The organism is Paenibacillus sp. W2I17 (genome assembly GCF_030815985.1).
GTDB lineage: Bacteria > Bacillota > Bacilli > Paenibacillales > Paenibacillaceae > Paenibacillus.
Genome location: NZ_JAUSXM010000001.1, coordinates 6,580,212 through 6,604,959 on the forward strand (window position 1 = coordinate 6,580,212; position 24,748 = coordinate 6,604,959).

The 24,748-nt window shown below is 47.4% G+C and carries 7 protein-coding genes; all 7 read left to right on the forward strand.

All coding sequences use genetic code 11. The features are described 5' to 3' along the window. The first annotated feature begins 61 nt into the window (after positions 1-61). From QF041_RS29305 to QF041_RS29335, 7 genes are read left to right on the forward strand one after another with little or no spacing between them, the layout of a single operon-like run. Positions 62-9,718 (forward strand): non-ribosomal peptide synthetase/type I polyketide synthase, encoded by a 9,657-nt coding sequence (locus QF041_RS29305; RefSeq protein ID WP_307417080.1) that lies wholly within the window; start codon positions 62-64, stop codon positions 9,716-9,718. Continuing rightward, positions 9,711-16,841 carry a non-ribosomal peptide synthetase gene (locus QF041_RS29310; RefSeq protein WP_307417081.1) on the forward strand — a complete coding sequence of 2,377 codons (7,131 nt, stop codon included), beginning with the start codon at positions 9,711-9,713 and terminating at the stop codon, positions 16,839-16,841. The genes QF041_RS29305 and QF041_RS29310 overlap by 8 nt, the downstream gene beginning before the upstream one ends. Further along, positions 16,831-21,033, forward strand: coding sequence for a beta-ketoacyl synthase N-terminal-like domain-containing protein (locus QF041_RS29315; RefSeq protein WP_307416665.1), 4,203 nt, complete (start codon positions 16,831-16,833; stop codon positions 21,031-21,033). Before QF041_RS29310 ends, QF041_RS29315 begins: the two co-directional genes overlap by 11 nt. Then, positions 21,030-21,287, forward strand: coding sequence for an acyl carrier protein (locus QF041_RS29320; protein ID WP_036668520.1), 258 nt, complete (start codon positions 21,030-21,032; stop codon positions 21,285-21,287). The genes QF041_RS29315 and QF041_RS29320 overlap by 4 nt, the downstream gene beginning before the upstream one ends. Further along, complete coding sequence (locus QF041_RS29325) at positions 21,284-22,435, forward strand: acyl-CoA dehydrogenase family protein (protein ID WP_100526996.1); 1,152 nt, start codon at positions 21,284-21,286, stop codon at positions 22,433-22,435. The genes QF041_RS29320 and QF041_RS29325 overlap by 4 nt, the downstream gene beginning before the upstream one ends. Then, positions 22,432-23,412 carry an ACP S-malonyltransferase gene (locus QF041_RS29330; protein ID WP_307416666.1) on the forward strand — a complete coding sequence of 327 codons (981 nt, stop codon included), beginning with the start codon at positions 22,432-22,434 and terminating at the stop codon, positions 23,410-23,412. Before QF041_RS29325 ends, QF041_RS29330 begins: the two co-directional genes overlap by 4 nt. After that, positions 23,409-24,728, forward strand: a complete 1,320-nt coding sequence (locus QF041_RS29335) for an aspartate aminotransferase family protein (RefSeq protein WP_307416667.1) — start codon at positions 23,409-23,411, stop codon at positions 24,726-24,728. The genes QF041_RS29330 and QF041_RS29335 overlap by 4 nt, the downstream gene beginning before the upstream one ends. Positions 24,729-24,748 lie beyond the last annotated feature (20 nt).

Genomic DNA, 24,748 nt, shown 5'->3' on the forward strand with positions numbered 1-24,748 from the left:
TGTAACTGATTTTTTGCCTTACACAGCTTGAATCTCAATTAAACGATGAGGTGTGGTCGTGATGGTACAAAAAACCGTTGAACTTTCCGAAACACAAAAGGGAATCTATTTTGATTGTCAGGTGAATGATCCCACTTCGTATAACATCTCAGCTTCAATGCAATTTGATCATCTTCAAATGGAGATATTTCGCCGGGCCATCGAATTGCTTATGTATGAGCAAGTGGTGCTGCGTACTCGGATTGAGATTCAAAATGATGTACCCGTGTTATCCGTTCATGAAGATATGGATTATTCACTTGCCTTGTGGGACCTAAGTAGCGAGAACCAGGAGAATCCAAAGGAACAACAGTTAGAAGCACTGGTGGATGAATGCATCGGGACACCTTTTGAGCTGGAGAAAGGTCCTCTGTTCCGTATAATGATTGTTCAGATGGATAAAAGCCGATATATTCTGACCTTATGTATTCATCATTTAATATGTGATGGCATATCGCTTGAACTGATGAGAAACAAACTTATCCAGTCATATACGTGTCTTCTTGAAGATCAGCCTGTGGATGTCAAGCTGGATGAAGGATTCATCTCTTATGTTGAGGCAGAGAACAAGAAACTGCACGAAAACAAGTACTCCAAAGAGCGGGAATACTGGTTAAACAAAATGAAGGGAGCGGAACCTCTTTCTCTAAAGCACGACTTTCCAGCAGGTTCTGTGCAAGAAGGGATTGGTCATGAACTGCGATTTGATATTTCGGAATCGTTAATGGCTGATATTACACAGATGTCCAAAGATAATGAAGTAACCGTTTTTATGTTCTTTATGGGTGCCTTTGGCATTCTTATGAGTAAATATGTCGGTACAGACGATATCACCTTTGCCTCCCCATATTCTCATCGTCCCGGTATGGACTTGGAAGAAACGATTGGATGTTTTGTCCATATGTTGCCTATGCGATTCCATATTGACCTCGAATCAACTCTAAAACCTCTGCTGCAACAAGTAGCCACAACCTGGATGGATACGTACAGGAACATCGGATATCCCAATAACCTCATTGTCAGAGACAGCATGTTACAGGCTCAACCCGGATCACCATCGTTGTTTGATATCTCCTTTGTTTATGATTCCTATGAGGAAGATATCCTCGGAACTCGTATTCTGGATCAGGATAAGGTTACGTTTCCAGGAGATCTAATGGTGGTGTTGAGTCGTTTACCGCAAGGTGCTCAGTTGAAGCTGCAATATAAACCGAGCTTGTTCCGTGAAGATTCAATGGAGCGAATGGGCCAACGATTTCTATACTTGCTGAATCAACTAGTAACCAATTCTGATCAAAAAATCAGTGAATTCAGCCTCCTGATGCAGGATGAGAAAGAAAACCTACTGTACCGATTCAATCAAACTTCTTATTTTCCCTACACTCCACAACATATTATGGATATATTTCACGATAAAGTAGCACGTTTCCCGGAGCGGGTAGCTCTAATGGAAGGGAAACAGCATCAGACCTATGCGCAGGTCAACGCAAAAGCGAATCAATTGGCTAGGCAGATCGTTGCGAGTAAAAAAAGTGATAACGCGGCAGTCGGCGTGCAGATGCCACGTTCCTCGGATATGGTCATTGCCCTATTGGCTGTATTAAAAGCCGGATGTGCTTTTGTGCCTGTAGACCCTTCCTATCCTTTGTCCAGAAAGGCCTATATTATATCGGATGCAGACATATCCATAGTGCTGGCTATGCAGCCCGAAAAAGATGACGAGACTCTGGATATCCAGTACATCTACGTTGAGGGCGATCAGGCCTATACGGGGGATGCCTCAAATCTCGAAGAGGCGCTGAATCCGCATAGCCTTGCCTATATCATGTACACATCCGGATCAACAGGCAAGCCAAAAGGAGTCATGGTTGAAAATCATAGCGTAGTCAATACACTGCTTGATCTGGAGCGTCGTTTTCCAATGCAGGCGCAGGATGTTTACTTGCTGAAAACAGCATATACCTTTGATGTGTCGGCCACGGAACTTTTTGGCTGGTTCATGGGTGAAGGCGCACTAAGCATTCTTGAGCCTGGAGCAGAAAAAGACCCTGCTCGTATTGTATCTACGGTGGCATCACATAAGGTGACCCACATCAACTTTGTTCCAACGTTATTCCGTCTTTTTCTGGAAACGATGGAGCTTCGCTCCGATCTGTCAGCATTGGAAACGCTGAAATGGATGTTTGTTGGCGGAGAGGCAGTCACGCCAGACATCATTGAGAAATTTAACAGGTTAGGCATTAGAGCAAGTCTTGAAAATGTATATGGTCCAACCGAATGCACCATATGGGTTTCTCATTATCCATTAAGCCATTACGAAGGCTTGGGCAATGTACCGATTGGCTACCCGCTCAATGAGTCCAGATGGTATGTCGTCGGAAATCATGATGAGCTTCAGCCGTTAGGTATCCCAGGGGAGCTCTGTCTTAGCGGTGTTGGGCTTGCACGTGGATATCTGAATCTGGAACAGATGACCCGAGAGAAGTTTGTCCCTAATCCTTTCTTTCAAGAAGGACAGGACGCAGAGCATTTCAGGTACATGTACCGCACAGGGGATCTGGTACGTTCACTCCCAAGCGGTACGATCGAATATCTGGGACGTATTGATTTTCAGGTTAAAATTCAGGGAGCCAGACTGGAGACAGGCGAAATTGAGAATACCCTGTCATCCTATCCAGGTGTCATTCAGACCGTGGTAGTCATGAAATCATTTGAAGGTAGGTCCGGTTTGCTGTATGCCTACTATCTGTCAGAGCAGGAGCTGCCTTCTGTCGAATTGAGAGAGCATCTGTCTCGTTCGTTACCGGCATATATGATACCATCCGTTTTTGTACATAAATCCGAATTTCCATTGAATAGCAGTGGGAAGATTGACCGGAAGGCACTCATGGCAGATATCACGCATGCCCACGCATCCAGTACGTTCTATAGCGCCCCGTCTTCTGAACTTGAGAAGGTTATAGCCGAAGTGTGGGCCGAAGTGCTCGGGGTTGAGAGAGTAGGGCGCGATGACCATTTCTTTGAATTGGGCGGAAATTCATTTTCTGTCATTCAGGCTCACAATAAACTAAAGCATTATACCGATGTGGAGTTCCCTGTTCCTCGTTTTTTCGAATGCCCGACATTGCGTCAATTTGCCGCGCTGGGACCAAAAGATGAGGGAGTTCGGATACCGACTGAAAGGGAACAATTGTTTCAACGAAAAGACGGCATTATGCTTGAGGACATTGCAATTGTGGGCATGGCGGTGAATGTGCCGGGCGCTGAGGATATAAGGGAGTTCTGGAGTAACCTTGTTGAACGGCGGGAAAGCATTCACTTTTATAGTGATGATGAATTGAGGGAGCTTGGCGTGGAGGAAGCGCTGCTGCGTTCACCTCGTTATGTCAAGGCAAAAGGACGTGCCAACGGCATCGATGAGTTTGACGCAGGGTTCTTTGACTATACTCCCGGTGAAGCCAAAATGATGTCTCCCCAATTCAGACTTTTGTATCAGGGAATATGGGAAGCACTGGAGGATGCAGGCTGCAGACCGGATGAAGCGGGTAAGGTGGGTGTGTTCCTTGGCGGGTCCGATGACTTCGAATGGTACCGTCAAGTGCTTTTTAACGATGCTAACTATAGCAGTAAATACGAAGCATTTACGCTCAGCACCAATCATTTTCTCGCTACCCGAATGGCTTATAAGCTTAACTTAAAAGGGCCGGCCTATACCGCTCTTACGGGATGTTCTACTTCATTGGTTACACCTCATCTGGCATGTCAATCTTTGATCGTTGGAGAATGTGATGTGGCTGTGGCTGGTGGGATCACCGTGGAGTTGCCCAATGAAGGGGGTTACATATTTGAGGATGGCATGATGTTCTCCACAGATGGACACTGTCGTCCATTTGATGCGGCAGCCAGTGGAACCGTCTTCTCCAATGGTATGGGAATTGTGGTGCTGAAGCGGGTAACCGATGCTCTGCGGGATGGAGATCATATCTACGGGGTCATCAAAGGCTCAGCAATTAACAATGACGGACAAGAGAAACTCAGTTTTCTTGCTCCAAGCGTAAGCGGACAGGCTGAAGTCATTCAGGATGCTTATAAGGTAGCCGGAGTAGACCCGGAAACGGTGAGTTATATCGAAGCACATGGTACGGGAACGTTGCTTGGTGATCCAATTGAAGTAAACTCGTTAACTCGGGCCTTTGCTTCCGACCAAAAGCAATTTTGTTATCTGGGTTCGGTCAAAGGCAATGTGGGACATATGGATACAGCCGCAGGTGTGGTTGGTTTAATCAAGGTAGCGCTCAGTCTTGGACAAGGTTATATCCCTGGAACAGTGAATTATGAGCAGCCTAATCCCAAAATTGATTTTTTGAATACGCCTTTTAAAGTTAATGCACAAGGGGTGGACTGGAAACAGGGCAATGTTGGAGTCATGCGCGCAGGAATCAATTCATTTGGTGTGGGGGGCACGAATGCTCACATGGTATTGGAGGAGGCTCCCGAGATGGAGAAGTGCAGTCCGGATGATGACGTAAATATATTGCTTTTTTCCGCCAAAACAGAGTACTCGCTGAACCGCACCGCTGAACGGATTATGGAACATCTGAGTCAGCAGCCGGATCAATCTGTGTCGAACGCAGCGTGGACCTTGCAATCAGGTAGATCTGTTTTTGCGTATCGTAAGGCACTCATTCTGGATAAGACTTGGAAGGATAATCCCGACAAGCTGATACAGCAGCTGGGGAAAGCACGCGTATACCATTCGGCTCAAGGTACCCGTCCCGTATACTTTATGTTCCCCGGACAGGGCAGTCAGTATCAGGGAATGGGTGCAGAACTATACAGATCTACAGAGCAAGCAGGCCTGGCTCCAATCTTCAGAAGTTATATTCAGGAAATATTGGACCTTCTGCCTGCGGAAGAACGAGAAGATATGCTGTCTGTTGTATACGGGGATCAGCAGCCTGAGCGAATAAACCAGACGGAGTACAGCCAATTTGCACTGTTCATGACAAGTTATGCGCTGGCCAAGTCGCTGCTGGATCTGGGCATCAAGCCAGATGGCATGATCGGGCATAGCATTGGTGAATTGGCAGCCGCAGCGGTAGCGGGTGTATTCGAACTCGGAGATGCTGTCAAGTTAGTTCGACTTCGCGGACGTCTGATGCAGCAACAACAACCCGGGGTCATGCTTGCCATTATGGCGGATGCACAGCAGGTGAAGTCACAACTGGAGGAAGACATGTGGCTTGCCCTGGTGAATACTACAGGTTCCAGTGTGATTGGTGGGACAGCTGAAGCCATTTCACGGATGGAAGCCAAGGCTGAGGGACTGGGCTGGAAGTGCATTCGTGTGAAGACTTCCCATGCATTCCATACGCCAATGATGAATCAGGCCGCCGAGGAATTTAGACGTTATCTAGCAGAGCATTCACTTCATACGCCACAGATCCCATTACTATCCAACACCAGTGGAACATGGGCGCTTAGAGATGAAATCACACAACCTGACTATTGGTCCCGCCATATTTTACAGCCGGTGTTGTTTGAATCAAACCTGGCTGAAGTGTTGAAGGATGAGCGGGCAGTATTAATTGAAGTAGGTGCAGGACGAACGCTAAGTTCCTTTGCCAGACAGCACAGTCAATCAAGAGATTCCCAGACGGTACTGAATATGCTGCGTCACGTAAGGGAAACAGAGCAGGATAGTATCTATGTGAACCGCAGACTTGCGGAGTTATGGTGCGAAGGCATTGAACCGGACTGGAAGGTACTCAAAGGGCAGACGGTACGACGCAAATGCTCTCTGCCTACTTATGTTTTCAACAAACAATCCTATCCTGTCAGTGTTTCTTTTTCTGGCTCATCAGCAGTGGACGGAATGGGTACCGGGGATGATAGGCAGCATGCAGAGCAGGGTAAGGGAAGTGGCTCTACTCTAGTAAAAGGGACAGTTTATACTGGTGGTTCAGACCAACTGAAACAGATTGTCCTGGACGCATATCGAACGATTTTTGGCATCGATGATCTAGATGAAGAGGTTAATTTCTTTGCGGTCGGAGGAGATTCTCTCAAAGCAGTCAGCTTGTCTGCATGGATCCGGTCTCATTTAGGAATTCAGCCTGAGGTAGCAGATGTTTTCAATCATTCAACGCCTATTCAACTGGCGGAGCATCTCTATGTCATGGCGAAACCCAAAGTGGACCAACAGATAATTCAATCTGCACCCACTATGGATGCGTATCCGATCTCTTCTGCACAGATGCGTATGTTCACACAAGCGATGCTTGATCCAGGCAATACGGCATACAACCTACCGTCTGCAACCATTATTGAAGGTGAATTGGACCGTATAAGAGTTGAGGCTGCTTTGCAGAAGTTGATGCAGCATCATGAGGCGCTCAGAACATCGTTTGAGATACGGGGTGGTCAGATCGTTCAGATCATCCAACCTTCGGTTCGCTTAAGTATGGGCTATGCAGAGCAGCATGTGGCAGATGAGCAAGAGTTGCCTGCGATGATCGAGACATTGATTCGTCCTTTTGATCTGGGGAGTGCTCCGCTTATGCGGGTTGAACTGATTAAAATAGGCGAGCGCAAGCATCTGCTATTCTTTGATATTCACCATATTATCGCGGATGGTACATCTGTCGAAATCATTACTCGTGACTTCAATGATTTATATTTTGGCAAAGAGCATGCAGCCCGATTGCAGTACAAAGATTACGCGGTATGGCAGCAGCAGCGTCTCGCTTCAAATGAATACAATTTACATCAAACGTACTGGCTGGACCATCTTGGCTCTTCTTTACCTGTGCTGGAGCTTCCACTTGACCAGAAGCGTCCATCACAGCGATCCATGCAAGGGGGACGTCTCCATTTCACGTTGAATCGTTCGTTAACACAACACTTGCACGAGCTGGCTTCCTCATCGGAAGCATCCATGTATATGGTAATGCTAAGTGTGTGGAATCTTCTTCTTGCACGCCGCTCAGGTCAGCAGGACATTGTGGTAGGAACGCCTGTTGCAGGAAGGATGCAAGAGGAGTGGAAAGAGACGGTAGGCATGTTTGTCAATATGCTTGCGATGCGGAATTTTCCAACGTTTGATCGTACGTACACTGATTTTTTACGCGAACTTAAACAACATACACTGGATGCTTTTGCGTATCAGGAGTATCCGTTTAATGAGCTTGTGGCACAACTGGGCGTGACACGTGAGTTGAACCGAAATCCGGTATTTGATGTTTGTTTCGATTATCAGAACATGGATTTGCATGGACTTGAACTTCATGGGTTGCAATTCAGTTCTTTTCCGGTGGAGACAGGTACGTCTACTTATGATCTGTTAATGACCTGTCAAGAAAACAGGGAGAAGCAGGTGATTGAAGGATATATCGAATACTCGCTGGATCTGTTCCGCCAGGACACAGTTGAAGGTATGATGCAGGAGTTTATCGGACTCTGCCAAGAGGTTGTACAACAGCCTGACCTGTCTCTGAGCGAACTGTTTGAGAGAAACGAACGTTCTCATGAGCACCCAGTCCATCGTCTTGCTGGTCCACGTCTGGATTACAATCCTGCGGTGGGTCTGCATCGGCTGTTCGAGCAGCAGGCAGAACACACGCCAGACAAGAAAGCTCTCCTTGTATCATCCGGAGCCTCTTTTACCTACAGGCAGCTTAATGAAAAAGCTAATACGCTGGCTTGGAAGCTGATTGATCAAGGTGTGCGCCGGGATGAACCTGTAGGCATATTATCCAGACGAGATGAATCGTTGATCATTATGCTATTGGCGGTGCTGAAAGCTGGGGCGGCTTATGTGCCCCTGGACCCTACTTTTCCGCCGCAGCGCATCGTGAATATGATCGAAGATAGCCGAATGAACGTATTGCTGTGTACGCCTGATGAAGAAGGTACAGTGACTTTTAGCGGAGAGCGATTCGTGTATGATCCAACTGCCGAGGATGTGCGCTCATCCGTTAACCCGGACGTAAGCTTCCTGTCTTCGGACCTGTCCTGTGTGATTTTTACCTCAGGATCGACGGGTCGTCCCAAAGGGGTCATGATTACTCATGAGGCGATGGTCAATTTTGTTGAGGACATCAAGCACCGACATATTTTTGCACATGAGACAGATCGCATCATCAGTGTAACGACCATATCTTTTGATATTTTCGGATTTGAAGTGTGGACACCGTTATGTACCGGATATTCGCTGTATCTGGCCAATGAGCAGGAGCAGCTTGACCCGGCTCTTGCTTCACGTCGAATACGTGAACATGGTGTTACGCACATTCTTAGCACTGTCTCACGCATTAAGGCATTTGTCGAAAATTCGGAATTCGCTCAGGCGCTGGGCAATCTGCGGTGTGTTCTTACTGGAGGGGAAAATGTCCCTGTGGGACTCCTCACCGATCTGAAGCGGCTTACGCCCGCTCGAGTCTTTAACATGTATGGACCAACGGAAACTACAATCTGGTCAACGACAAAAGAATTGAATGACACAGCCGCGATTACCATTGGCAAGCCCATTACCAATACAGAGATTTATATTCTGAATGATGAAGGTGAAATACTGCCACCTGGAAGTTATGGAGAGCTGTGCATTGCAGGAAAAGGATTATCCCGCGGTTATTTGCACAATGCTGCTGAGACTGATGCCCGATTCATTGCAAACTCCAATGTTTTGGGAGGCCGTTTGTACCGAACTGGTGATCTGGCCCGTATACTGCCGGATGGGGATGTTGAGTTGATGGGACGTTTGGATCAGCAGGTGAAGATTCGGGGCTACCGGATTGAACTGAACGAGATTGAGCAAGCAGCGATGAATTATGAACGTGTAAGAGAGGCTGTCGTTAAGGTAGAAGGGGCCGAGCCACATTCATTGCAATTAATCCTTTTCTACAGTCTGAAGCCTGGGATTGGGCCTTCCATTATGGGGGATGAAGACGTACAGCTTCGGACCTGGTTAAAGCAGCGGCTTCCACAGTACATGATGCCTTCTCGCTTGATTCGTCTGGAAAATCTGCCTGTGCTGCCTAATGGCAAACTGAATCGCAATGCCCTTCGTCTGGTTGATTTTGAAACGGCAGAGAGGGTTAACCCGGCTCTGGTTTATGGCTCATCGATTCAAGGAATCGAGCGGGCAAAAGTTGATCTGGAGCAGATGCTCATTGCAGCGTGGAAGGAAATATTGAATCTGGATACGGTTAATATCCATGATCACTTTTTTGACATCGGAGGTAACTCGCTGGGGCTTATTCTGATCAATAATCGCCTGAATACCTATCTGGATAAAAGCGTTCCGCTGGTGCAATTGTTTGAGCATTCCTCCATTGCATCACTGGTCAATCATCTGGTGGCTGAGCAGATGCTGCCGACAGTTACACAACAGGTACAAGAGGAGAGCGGACATATCGCTTCGGCTGGATATCCTGTTACGAACCCGGAGCCAACAACAGCTCCAAAAGAGTATGTGATGAGCACAGTTGGACACAGCAAAGTGGAGCAGAGCAGACTGGAACAGAGTATCCCGTTTGCTTCAGAACACAGTAGCAGAACTTCTTCTTCGTCGGATATCGCAGTCATTGGTATGGCAGGGCATTTTCCCGGCTCAAGAAATATTGAGGAGTTCTGGGATAACCTAATGGCAGGTAAAGGACGGTATCACCCGTCTGAATGAGGAGGATCTAACCGCTGCGGGTGTACGACCGGAAGACTTCAAACATCCTGATTATGTACGTGCCAAAGGTGTACTGCAAGATACTGAGTATTTTGACTCCGGATTTTTCGAATATCCGCATCAGGAATCCAACATGATGGATCCGCAAATCCGGTTGCTGCATCAGTGCTCATGGGAGGCGCTTGAGCATGCCGGGTGTGACCCTTACAGTTATGAGGGAGCTATAGGATTGTTTGCCGGAAGTGGACTGAGCTTACCATGGATGGTGCAATTTCTCGGTCGTTCCGGTAATTTGCTACAGGCTTTTGAAGCCATGACTTTAAATGAAAAGGACTATATTACAACCCGAGTATCTCACAAATTAAATCTGAGAGGGCCGAGTATGGCCGTACAGACCGCATGTTCAACTTCTTTGGTCGCTATCCATCAAGCTGCTGAATCGCTGATTCGGGGGGAGTGTGATGTGGCACTTGCGGGAGGTGTCTCTATCTCCTATCCGCTCAAAGAAGGTTACCACTGGCATGAAGGCATGATTTATTCAAAAGATGGTCATTGCAGACCGTTTGATGAGCAGGCATCTGGTACTGTGTCTGGTAATGGATGCGGAATGGTTGTGCTCAAGTCACTCCGCGACGCGCAGAGAGATGGAGATCATATCTATGCAGTCATTAAAGGTTCAGCGATTAATAATGATGGCATGGACAAAATTGGATATATGGCACCGAGTGTGGCCGGGCAGGTCAAGGTTATTCAATCTGCCCTTCATCGTTCGGGAGTGTCTCCAAAAGAGATCTCCTATCTGGAGGCGCATGGAACAGGAACCAAACTGGGGGACCCGATTGAAATTGAAGCGCTCAGGCAGTCATGGGGAACAGATCGTAGAAATTATTGTGCTCTAGGTTCTGTGAAAGCCAACATTGGGCATCTTGATGCGGCAGCAGGTGTCGCCGGTTTTATTAAAACCGTACTGACGCTTTACCACCGGGTGGTTCCGCCACAGATTCACATGAATCGGACGAATCCGATGTTGGAGCTGGAGCATAGTCCCTTCTATATCAACAAGGAGCCACAGCCATTAGAAGACGCGAAGCGTATCCTGCGAGCAGGTGTCAGTTCGTTTGGGATCGGGGGGACCAATGCTCACGTCATTCTGGAGCAACCGCCCGTCCAAGAGAGCCAAGCCAAGTATGAATCTTTGCTTCTGCTGCCCTTCTCGGCCAAGAGTGAATCTGCGCTGGAACGCACGTACGATTCGGTTCTACAGGCGATCCATGCATTGCCAGAGCAGTTGTCCAATGCTGCGTGGACGCTACAGAAGGGAAGAAGCAGATTCATTCATCGTAAAGCGCTGATCGTTGTAGATGGTTATATTCCGCCAAGCGAGCAGTCTGTAGAGTTCGAGACACAGGCAAGTGTGATGAATGGGAAGCCTAAGGTCATGTTTTACCTTAGCGGGAATGTAAGTTGGGAAGCGCGCAAGATTCGGGAACTATACGCTTCTGTGTATCGCAGTCAGGTCTCAGAGATATTCAAACAGCACTTTGAAGAGATACTGAACCTCTTTGAGTCCAAGGAACAGTATGCCATTCGCCAAGGCATAGGGCGATCGTTAACCGATTCAAGGCTTGAGCGCATGCAGTGCTTTGTTGTGCAATATGCTCTTTATAAAACCGTGATGCAGCTTGGTATCAAGCCGGATGCTGTCTGTGGACAAGGCGTTGGCGAACTGGTGGGGTTGGTTATTAGTGATGCACTTGATCCAGTACATGCCGTGGGGCTTCTATACAATCTGGAGCATTGGTCACTAGAAGAAGGAGCATTGTCAGATGCTTTGACTGGAAGGATGACAGATGCAACTGTAACAGACCTTGCGTCGAGTATTGCACCACTGTTATCTCCAAATTTCCTGTTTACGCTGCTAAATCGCAGGACGCTTTCTGAATCTGCTGGGCATACGTTGTGGATCGTTTCGAATCAGCAGCAGGATACAGAACAAATAGCCCCGGATTCATTATCAGAGTCAAACATCATTGCTCTTACTGGAGATCGTCAGAGCTTGCTTGAGGCAGACGTGTATTTAATGAAAGTACTTGCTTTTTGCTGGTGCTCTGGCATGGAGTTGGATTGGGAACAGTTAGACGGTACGGGGCATAGGCAAAAATTCTCCCTGCCGACGTATTCCTTTGACCCCATTGTTCATCAACATGATGTTGCATTGTATCAGCTTGCAGGTATGTCACAGGTTGCAGCGGGTTCTATCGCAGCATTAGACCAATCTCCAGCTGGGAAAGTCAGGGTTCAACGGACTGATGATGAGATAAGGCATGTATTGTCGCAATTGTGGCAGGAGTTGCTTGGTGATGGAGCAGTCAGCCTTGAGGATGATTTCTTTGAGCTTGGAGGTCATTCTTTAAAAGCGATTTCCTTGGCGTCGAGGATTAAAGAAATGTTTGGATTAAATTTGGGGCTGGAAGAGGTTTTTGATCATTCTGTGTTTGAACACATGGTTCAATGGATTGCTGAACATCAGGCTACAAGTGACTCTGATTCAGTGAACCCAATCTTGCCTGTACCTAAGAAAGAGAAATACAAGACCACTTCTGCACAGCGAAGAATGTATGTGGTGCATGAGTGGATGAAAGGTGAGAGTACGGCGTACAATCTCGCCAGCTCTTATATGGTAAGGGGAAAACTTGACCCTACCCAATTCAGATTAATAATGGATGCACTGGTAGAGAGACATGAAGCATTCCGTACCAGATTTGAAATGATTGACGGTGAGCTTTTCCAGGTTATCGAGGATCGGGTTCCAAGCGTTGTGGAGTTGCTGGAATTGGAAACAGCAGGGTTAGAACAGGTCATGGAATGGATCAAGCCTTTTGATCTGACCAACGCACCATTGGTTCGTGTTAAGCTCATTCGCCTTTCTCAAGAGGAACACATCTTATTCATCGACATGCATCATATCATTTCGGATCAGAGTTCCATTGCTATCCTGATGCAGGATTTTGCTCGCATGTATAGAGGAGAAACATTGCAATCTCTTGACATTCAGTATAAGGATTACGCGGAATGGCGTGCTGAAGCTGAGTCACATGGACAATCTGTTGAAGACGCCGAGTTTTGGATACGGGAATTCAAGGACATGCCTGCAACGGTTGAATTGCTTACAGACTTCCCAAGACATGGCGCGTCATCCTACAGCGGAGACAGACGTTCCATTGAACTTGGTGAGTCGTTAAGTACACAGGTCAATGATTTCTGTACTCAACAAGGGCTTACACCCTACATGTTGTTCATGGCAACTTTGAATCTATTAATCTGGAAGTATACAGGTCAAGACGACTTGGTCGTAGGTACAGCGGTTGCGGGGCGTGAGAAGCCAGAACTCAATAACGTTATGGGTATGTTCGTGAACATGCTCGCCATTCGCACCAGCATGGACAGAGAATGGTCCATAGAGGCGTATTTGGAGGAGATGCGTGGCAAGCTGTTATCCTGTTATGAGCATCAACACTATCCTTATGAATCACTGGTGGAACAACTTGGACTATTCGGTGATTTAAGCCGCAACCCCCTATTTGATGTGGTGCTAAATTACATTAATATGGGAACCGATGATCCTGAAGCCGGGGAACTGATGCTTGAACCATGGGTCGAAGGTAAGGTGGATGCCAAATTTGATCTGACTTGGACACTGGTCGAACATAAACAATGTTACACGGTTGAACTTGACTATCGCTCGGATTTGTTTAAAGCGGAGTCCATGGAACGGATGCTGGATAAATTCCGGTATATCCTGTCTCAGATCACAACAGGGGATAATGAACGAATTGGACAGATTAAGCTCACTACACCGGAGGAAGAGGACTGGCTGCTGTACGGAGTCAACGATAATGCCGTTGAGTACCCGCGAGATGCGACTATTTCCCAATTATTCGAGGAACAAGTTCATGTGCATGCACAGAAGACAGCATTGGTCTGGGAAGACGGTGAATGGAGCTATGCGGATCTGTATGAACGTGTTCAGTGGCTGGCGTCCAGGTTGCTTGGACAAGGGGTAAAATCAGGCTCTAGTATTGCTCTCATTCTGGACCGTGGACCGATCCAGATGATCAGTATCCTTGCTACACTCAAAGTGGGGTGCAGTTATGTTCCGATTGACCCGGCTTCGCCGCCATCGAGAATTGAATTTATTTTGCAAGATTGCGATACGGCTGTGTTATTGACTGAAACGGCGTATGCCTCCACATGGCAATCTGTAGTTCCTTGTATCGTGCCGGCAGATGAACTGGCAGCATTTGATTCAGGAGATATGCAGGAGCTCGTTGAAGATATGAACATGACCGCTCTTGACCCGGCTTATATCATTTATACATCAGGGTCAACAGGAACCCCGAAAGGGACTGTGATGAGTCATCGCAATGTGACCAAAGTCATGAAAAATAGCAATTTTGTCACCGTCGTGCCAGAGGATCGTATCCTGCAAATTTCTAACTATGCGTTTGACGGTTCCATTTTCGATATTTTTGCTTCATTAATAAACGGCGCTACTCTTGTATTAATCTCAAAAGAGACCATTTTGGATATGGCTCGTTTGGCGGATGTCATCCGGCAGCAACGGATTTCAGTATTTTATATTCCGACATCCTTGTTTAATATGCTGGTGGATTGGGATGCTGATTGCTTGAAGAATGTGCGTAGAGTGATGTTTGGTGGTGAAGCTGCATCGGTGAGTCATGCCAACAAAGCGCTTGCATGTGTGGGGCCGGGCAGGCTGTTAAATGGATATGGGCCAACGGAAGCGACCTTTTTTGCCTCCTACCACTTATTACAGGAAACAGAGCCTTATACTGGCTCGCTGCCTATAGGTTATCCCCTGTCTAACACAGCCTTGTATGTTCTGGATGATGAGCTGAAGCCTGTGCCACCCAACGTTCCGGGTGAACTGTATATCAGTGGGGATGCGGTAGGTATTGGATATCTTAACCGTGAGGATCTTACCCGAAAACACTTTCTTGATGATCCCTTCCGCAAGGGAGAACGAATGTATCGGACAGGTGACATCGTCAAACGTTTGATTGACGGCAGTCTGATTTTTATTGAACGTTCGGATTTCCAGGTCAAGATTAGAGGTTTCCGCATTGAGTTATCAGAGATAGGCAATTGCATGGAGCGTCTTTCTGGAGTTCGTGATGCCTTTGTCATGACAGTTACAGAACCATCAGGAAGTTTATACATTGCCGCTTTTTATACAAGCAATACTGGGGCAGATGTTGAGTATATTCGAAGAGAACTTCACCAGCAACTGCCAGAGTACATGGTGCCTGCACGAATTATTCGAATGGATCATCTTCCGATTAATGCCAATGGCAAAGTGGACCGAAGAGCATTGACCGAGCATTTGGTTGAAGAGCAGCAGAGATCTCTGGAAGTGAGTTCACCTCGGACAAAAACGGAGCGTGTCATTCTTGCCGCCATGCGACAGATCCTGGGTAATCCGGGCATTGGTGTGGAAGATCACTTCTTTCAAAATGGGGGGCATTCGCTCAAAGCGATTGCATTCACTCAAATTTTGTCAAAAGAAGGAATTGCCATCAATGTGAACGAATTATTCCAATATCCGACAGTTAGAGGACTTGCCAAATTAGTAGACATTAATCCTCCGGCGTCAGTTTGGTCCGAAGATAGCCTGCAGATTCAGTCCCCGATAGTCATACCACAGGACATAACACTTCATGAGAAACAACTGAACAGCCTGGTCCTGCATGTCTTAAACAGCTGCAATCAGGTTTCATCTTTTATGGCGGGCATGACCCCTATGGGTCAATTCCCACTATCTCCAATTCAACAAGCACATGCTTCTACGACTTCACGAGCAAGCGGATTTACAACAACGCTGGAAGGCGAATTGAATGAACAAGCTGTAAAACACCTGATTCTTGGGGTTATATCCCGGCATCAGTTGCTGCACAGCATAATATATGAGGAAGAACAATTGTATTGGCATCCATGTAATATGACGTTAGCGGCCGACATGCTGCAACAGCTTATCCCGTATCTTGATATTCGTCATTATGCTTTGGCTACAATGGAGCAGCTGGAGTACAAACTGGTTCAGTCTCTGTTACACAAAACGTATACGTTGAAGGAACTACCATGGCGTCTGTGTATTTTGCGTACAGGAGCCACAGAGCATAAGCTGATTTGGAGTTTTGATCACCTTGCGTTTGATGGTATGAGTGCCCAAATCATCAAGCAGCAACTTGAGACGAAGGCATTATATAGACCGCAAGGTGTAGAGATCGAGAGTGATCTTCTGTACCAAGTACGAAATTATGAGGATTATGTAAGTTTTCTGTCTCAAGGCCCCATAGGGGTATCAGAAGATGAAATGAAGAAACAATTTTCACTTCAGGCATGGAATAGATGTAACGCTATCGTCATGAACAAGTTGAAGGAAACAGAAACATTGTCGCTTTCAGCGATGACTGTCGAGTTGTCCCTTGCAGGGAAAGAGCCTGCAGATGTTTGGTGGACATGCTTTGAAACTTTTGCCAACATCATTGCGGCTTATCTGAACATAAGCCAATTGCCAATAACCCTGGTGCATTACGGAAGGGAGTATGGCGAAGAATCCTACTACGATTATGTGGGAGAATTCCTTGATCTGATTCCAGTGCTAGTAGACAGTGAATTCACACAAGAAGATCTGTTAGAACGTCTGGAATTTACGAAGCGACACAGCATTAACTTTATGGCACTTACACATGATTCTTCCCTCTTGGCACAATATGGTGGCATACATGAACAATTGGGAACTGCCTACAGGCAAGCAGAACAGGAGCCGCGTCAGATGATTCTGTTTAATTATCAAGGCTTCATCTCCAGCAGCGAAGCGATCCCAATGTCGTCTCAGTCGTCGGATGACCAAGATTCGAATTCGGCACTCGCCCAATTCGAATGGGTTATTCGCTACGACGAAGAGTGTCTGTACGTACATCTGGCCTGTCAGACTGGTCTGGACATCAAACGTATGAAACAGCTGATTGATGACAAGCTTGGTAGCGATGTGAAAGTGGTAGTTCACAATGAGGCAATGGAGGTGCAACATGTCCAGTAAATCCATACAGCGAGGACCCGAGCTGATTGTGCCAGAGCATTATTCAACAGTGGCTGAGATGCTAATCTACATTGCAGATACTCATCCAGAAAAGGGAATGACCTATATCAGCTCTTCAGGTGACGAACAGTTTGAATCATATCCTGAATTACTGATGCAGGCGCGCAAGTACCTGCAGTCTCTTCAGGAGCAAGGCATTCAACAAGGACAGGTCGTTATTTTGGAAATTGACCAGTCACAGGAATTTTACCGTACCTTTTGGGCTTGTATGCTGGGGGGCATTATTGTCGCCCCAGTTAGTCCTCCGGCTGCCTGGGAACCAGGCTCAGCCGGTCTGGAGAAATTCACGAAAGTGTGGGAGGTACTCGGGCGTCCGGTCGTTATCGTCGAGGAAGCCTACATGCCTAAGTATAAGCAGCTTGCGGAAAGTCCGGTATTCAAAGGTCTTATGTTGATTAGTGTGAACCAGCTTCAAGCAGGCCAGAAGATGGCTGATCTATGCCCAACCTCTCCTGATGACATTGTGTTTCTGCAATTCTCATCAGGAAGCACGGGAATTCCCAAAGGTGTGCAGTTAACAAATCACAATATTATCGCCAACAGTATTGCATGCAAAACTTTTCTTGGAGCTGAAGAAGGAGATAATGTGTTTACCTGGTTGCCGCATACGCATGATATGGGGATATTTGGACAGCATCTGACACCCGTCCTGAGTGGAGCCAACATTATGGTGATGTCACCTTATACCTTCGTCCGGTCGCCTTATCTGTTCTTGCGCAAGATTACGGAGCATCAGGGAAAATGGTTTTGCTGTACCAATTTCGGTTTCGAATGGATGGTGCAGAAGATCCCGGATTCCAAGCTCTCAACGCTGGATCTGTCTTCACTGCGTATGACCTTGAATGGTGCAGAGCCTATATCAACGTCTGTTATCGAGCGATTTGTCAAAAAATTCAGCTCTTGTGGCTATCGTCCCAATATGATGTTTCCTGCGTATGGCATGGCCGAAGCGACAGTAGGTGTATGTACCTCCAGACTGGGGGAAGAGCCGCGAATTGAACGTATTTCACGTTCGCGGCTGGTGCAGGAAGGACTGGCTGTGCCAGTCCAGCTGCCTAGCAGTGATAGCCATACTTCGGATGTGATCGAATTTGTTCATGAAGGATATCCCATGACAGGGATTCAAATCCGGATTGCGGATGAACAGGGTGAAGTGCTGGATGAGCGGGTCGTTGGCGAAATCCAGATTCGTGGGGAATCGGTAACCTCCGGATATTACAGTCTCCCGGAGATCAATCGTGAAATGTATGTGGATGGGTGGCTTCGCACTGGAGACTTGGGTTATATGGCTGATGGCTCCCTGGTTGTAAGCGGACGGATCAAGGACATTGTGTTTATTCGGGGACAGAACCATTATGCACATGATCTTGAAGAAATTTTGTACCAGAATAGCAGCATTCCGAGAGGCAATCTGACGGTAGTCGGGCACTTTAACAGCCTCAAACAAGTAGAAGAGCTGCTTGTATTTGTTAAATACAAATCAGGAACTCCACAGTTCCTGGATGTACGACAGGATCTGATCCAACGTATGAGGGCTGGATTGGGTATTGAGATCACCCATGTTCTCCCAATCAAGGTTATTCCCAAAACGACGAGTGGCAAGGTCCAGCGCTTCATGCTGAGAAACGAATATGAGCGTGGAGTATTTACCAAGGACATCGAGGCCATTGAAGAGCTGATTCGCGAAAACACACAACAGCAAGGACACGAGACGGTTTCCGCATCGTCTTTGGAGTATACCGTACGTAAAGCCTGGGCCGAAATTCTTCAATTGCCCGTAGAAAAGATTGAGAAGGATACTTCTTTTCTCGCACTTGGAGGCAATTCCATTCTCTCTTATCAATTACTTGACAAGCTGTCTGCACATATGGGACGTGAATTAGGACAAGAACTACTTGTTTTTTGCAGTACAGTACGTGAGATGGTGGAATATCTGCAGGAACTTCCAGCAGAAACGAAGGACTTTGAACAAGCTGAAACCACAGATAATCACCTGAATGTACATCGTGCTATTGCTATTACCGGACTGTCTCTGCGTCTGCCTGATGCCGACACCCAAGAGCAGTTCTGGAGCAATCTGGTTAACGGGTTAGATAGTGTTGACCGGGTTAGTTTAGAGCGTGCAACACGTTCCAAGCAACCCGGTTGGGATGACTGGATTGGGGAACTGAAGCAACCGGATACGTTTGATCATGAGTTCTTTGAAATCCCGTCTGAACAAGCTGCATTTATGGATCCGCAGCATCGGAAGCTGCTGGAAGTTGCTCATGAGGCGCTGGAGGATGCAGGTATGCTCGTGGATCATGAGGATAAGCGTGATGTGGGTGTGTATGTAGGGATTAACCCAAGCACATACTTCGATCTGGTTATTGATTATATGAACCGGAGTCTTGGAAAGGCTGTTCATTCTCACGCTATGGTAGGCAATATGTCCAATATAGCAGCGGCCTCCATTTCACACATGTACAATTTTACAGGCCCGGCACTGTCCATAGATACAGCATGTTCTTCTTTTCTGGTAGCACTGACACAAGCTGTGGCGGCCATTCAGGACAAGCGTATCTCTGGGGCAGTTGTAGGTGGAGCGAACATTTTGGCTACACCGCATGTTCATCAACTATCACGCAATGCTGGAATCTGTTCTTCCACTCAACATACGAAGGTATTTGACCGGGAAGCAGATGGTTCAGTCTTGGGAGAAGGTGCTGTTGTTGTATATCTGGAGCCGCTAACAGAGGCAATTCGCAACAATAAGCATGTTTATGGTGTGATTCGCGGGACAGCGGTGAATAACGACGGATATTCCCTGGGCATTATGGCACCCAACCCTCAGGGGCAATATGAGGTACTCCGTGCCGCTTATCGCGATGCCAACCTAAACCCGAGCGAGGTCTCTTATATTGAAGCACATGGATCGGGGACAAGAATTGGAGATCCAATTGAGGTGAATGCCTTGCTCCGACTGTTCCGGGAAAAGGGATATACAAGCGATAATTCGATTGGATTAGGTTCAGTCAAAACCAATATTGGTCATTTATTTGCAGCCTCCAGTGGAGCCAGTCTTGCCAAGGTTCTGCTCAGTATGCAGCATGGGGAACTGGCACCAAGTCTGCATATGGATAATCCGAATCCGGCCCTCCGACTGGAGCAATCGCCGTTCCATATCGTTAGCGAGCATAAAACGTGGGATGTACCTGAAGGAAAAACACGGAAGGCAGGCATCAGTTCATTTGGCCTGGGAGGTACGAATGCCCACATTGTGCTGGAGGAATGGAAAGCCCCTGTCCGTGCAGATGCCCCGGCGCGCGGCCAGTTGTTAACGTTCTCTGCAAAATCAGAGCAGGCTTTAAAAAAGCTGATTGATAACACGGAGCAATATGTGAAGAAACATGCGGACTTGGCACTAGAGGATCTTTGTTTTACCCGGAACAGATATAGAAAACATTATCGGTATCGTGCAGCAGTAACTGTCAGCTCAACCGGAGAGTGGAACATCGAAGAGATGGAATTTGGCTTCAAGCCTAGAAACCGAGCTGCTCGTGTCAATATTGTGGTTGGGGGGCATGAGATTCGCGGAGAAGATGAAGCTCAAGCTCGTAAGGTAATCCGGTCAGACGATTCTAATGAAGATACGGTATCAACCTTGAACTACTGGGTGACCTTGCTTGAGACACTTGTACGTTTGGTCCCTTCCATTCAGGAGATTCGAGGAATAGCTGCAGGAGAGGAACTTGTATCCAGTTTACGTCTGGATGGCGAGGAACATCACAGCGCTCATGCAAGCCAATCCATTCCAGTGAACAACAGAGTGACGTTAGACAGTCTGCAAGACACACCTGGCAAGATGGCAAACGCCGACATTGTAATTATGATTGCTGCCGATCAGACGACAGTGCAGCAGCTTGAATACAGTGGCAAGGAGAGCTTCATCCGCCTGTCTACCGAGCCGACACTTACCATGGAGGATCAGCTTGCTTTATTGCTGGGACAGCTTTATGTACGTGGTGCTGCGCTGGATTGGGAACAGTTACATCCGAATGGCTCTGGCCAGATTGTACATCTGCCAGCACATCCATTCGAGCCGTATGTACATTGGATAGATGTGAATCAGGGAACGGAGGTCATGATATGACAAAAGAAGAAATTGAGCTTTTTCTCAAAAGCGAGATTGCTGCAGCGTTGAATCAGGAGCCAGAGGATATCGATGAAGAGATGAATTTTTTGAAAATTGGTGTCTCCTCTGTGCAGGCGCTCAAGATCATTAACCGTGCGCGTAAGCATCTTCAAGTTGACATCAGTCCGGTTGCGTTGTTTGAATACAAAACAATTGCCGAGTTCGCCGCTTATCTCAATGAATCTCTTCTTCAAGAGGGGGTTGCCGAATGATTGAAGTGGATGTAGAGCAAGAGATCATTCATGAAGCTGAATTGTTTGCTGCCCGTGAAATTCGTCCTTATGCTCAACAGATTCAAGAGCAGCAAGCCATTCCCAGAACATTGATCCGTGCCATGGCTGAAAAAGGTTACTTGGCTGCCTCGATCCCGGCTGAATATGGCGGCATGGGTCTCGGCCCTAAGGCGTACGGGCTGTTGACTGAAGTATTTGGCAAGGCTCTTCCAGCCGTTCGCAGCTTGTTAACGGTACATACTTCACTTGTAAGTGAAACTTTGGTACGTTTCGGAACGCCTGAGCAAAAATCGTCCTGGCTGCCCAAGTTGGTGAAGGGAGAATGGATTGCTGCCTTTGGCCTGACTGAACCGGAAGTTGGTTCAGATGCCAAAAGTGTAAAGACCGAGTGGAGAGAAGAATCGGACTGTTATGTTTTGAATGGAAAAAAGAAGTGGATCACATTTGGACATCTGGCAGATGTATTTATCATTATTGCCTCGAATCAGGGACGAAGCACTGCTTTTTGGGTCGAACGCCAGTTTGAGGGTGTACAGACCCAACCTATTGAAGGTGTCATGGTTGCGGGAGAGACAGGTATAGCTGAGATTGATCTCCATGAGGTGCGTGTACCAAAGAATCACATTATTGGACGTCTGAATGAAGGTTTTGAGTACATCGTAACCGGGGCGCTGGACCAAGGCAGATATAGCATTGCCTGGGCAGGGCTGGCGATTGCGCAGGAAGCGCTGGATGCCATGGTGACTTACTCAAGGAAGCGGAAGCAATTTGACCAGAAGCTGAGTCATTTTCAGCTGATTCGCGGCATGATTGGAGATGCGGTGACAAAAGTCCATGCAGCACGAGCATTATGTTTACGGGCAGCCGAGCTGAGAGAAGCCAAGGACCCGCAGGCCGCCATGGAGACAACGATCGCCAAATATTTTACGTCCAAAGTTGCTGTTGAAGTTGCAAGTGATGCGCTACAGGTTCATGGTGCGAACGGAATTAGTAACCAATATCCTGTTGCCAGGTTGTATAAGGAAGCCAAAATTCTGGAGATTATTGAAGGTTCTTCTCAGATGCAGCAGGAGATGATCTCGCATTACGGATTAAAAGCCTATTACAAGCGTGGCGGCAGCGTATGACGTTCTGTGCGCTATTTCCCGGCCAGGGAAGCCAGTATATCGGAATGTGCAGCGAGTTGTTGGACAGTGAGCCGGAGGCGAATCAGATCTTTGCGGAAGCGAGCGAGGTGATCGGATTTGATTTGAAGGCACTGGTTATGGAAGGGACCCTGGATCAATTGACGGTCTCTGAATATGCTCAGCCTGCTGTACTGACAGCAAGCTACGTTTTATTTGACTCATTTGTTCGCCGGACTGGGATGACTCCAGATTATGCAGTAGGTCACAGTTTGGGGGAGATTTCGGCTTTAGTAGCGGCGGGAGCACTGCGATTTGTTGATGGGATCCGTTTTACAGCTCAGCGTGGTGCATTGATGCATCGCTCCATTCAGGAGCAAAAAGGAAGAGCGGGTATTGTTGTTGATGTAACCCAAGAAGCGCTTGAAGAATTAGTCGAAAATATTCGTCAGAACGAGTATGTGACGATCTCCGGTTATAATTCACCGGGACAGTTTGTCGTCGCAGGTACTGCGAAGGGTCTTCAATTGCTGGATGATCAGGTGGATGGCTACGGTGGGGAATTCATTCCTTTTCGCATGATGCCAATGAAGGCAGATGCACCTTATCATAGCGAGTTGATGCAGTTCATTCAGCCTGAGCTTGAAGAGATGCTTGCAGGAATTTCCTTCTCTGCACCGATGTTTCCCATATGCTCTACAGTCCATGGTGAGTTCATTCGCGGAGCCGAGGACATTCCTAAGCTGCTGAGCAGCCAGCTTTTGCAACCCATTCGCTGGAATCAGGCATTGACACGCGTTCAAAATCTGGGAGCGACGGTATGGATCGATATCGGTCCAGGCCAGAGCGTAAGAAATATGCTGGCTGAGAATAAGACCTTGCCTGCAGCCTATTCGCTGGATGATCCGCAAGATCGGTCCAGGTTACTGGATCGATATGAAGCAGTAAACCAGACAAGTGGGGGAGGCGATAAGGGATGATCACGGAGATGATGCAGTACAATCAGCGGGTGAAACAATGGCTGCCTGGAGGTGTGCACTATAATTTTCACCTTCCTTGGGAAGAGACGCCGCTCCATTTCAAGCATGCTTCCCGCAGCAGAGTGACGGACATGAACGGCAACGAGTATTTGGATCTATATGCCCGCTTTGGTGCCCTCATTGTTGGCCACGGCAACGAGGAGTATAACGAGTGTCTGAAGGATACCATTGACCGTGTTCTTTCCGTAAGTCATTGCGATCTGGATGCAGAGGCTCTGGAACTGATCCATCAATATGTACCTTCAGCAGAGATGATTCGTTTTGGGTTATCAGGCACGGAGATTGTCCAGAATGCACTTCGTCTTGCCCGGGCGTGGACAGGTAAAAATCGCTTTGTACGTTTTGAAGGCCATTATCATGGCAATGCGGACAATATTATGGGTGGCAAGACTGCACGTACAGGTCTGCCTGTACCTTCAGACTATCCCGGTGACATGAAAGGAACAAAGGGGAGGGCAAGGGATGCCATGGAATCTCAATCCTACCTCTTGCCATGGAATGACGCAGCCCGTCTGGAGGAACTATTTCGCCAGCATGGAGACGACATTGCAGCAGTAATCATGGAGCCGGTTTGTGTAAATGGAGGCGGAGTCATGCCTGCTCCGGGTTATCTGCAAAAAGTCAGACAGTTATGTGATCAGTACCAGGTCGTGCTCATTTTTGATGAGATTATAACAGGATTCCGTATGGGACTCGGTGGTGCCCAACAGTTATTCGGTGTAACGCCCGATCTGACTACACTTGGGAAGGCAATCGCCGGTGGCGGAGTTCCGGTGTCGGCCTTGGTTGGCCGAGCGGACATCATGAAGTTGCTTGTAGACAAAAAAGTAATTCATGCGGGTACGTTTAATGGCTATCCATTAGGTACAGCTGCTGTAAAAGCTACGCTGGAAATGTTGGGCCGCAATGGAGGACAGGCGATGCACAGCATGAACCGCCACGCTGAGATGATGCATGACATACTCTGCCAGGAAGCAGTGAAGGTAGGTCTGCCTTTAATTGTTCAGGGTCCGTCTGGCTGTGCTTCTTATCACTGCTGCACGGAGCCGCTTACGGATACGGCTGATTATACGTTTGAATTGATGTCTTTTGATATTTTGTTAAATAGCAAGCTTGCTGAGCACGGTATTCTGGTATCTACGCTCTCGCGGATGTATCCGAATATCCTGCTTGATATGCAGGATGTTGCCTGGTTCAGTGAGCGTGTCCCTGCAGCACTTGCAGAAATGAAAGAGCTCTACGACGAGCTGATCTAATGGTAGCTCAATAAGGAGGT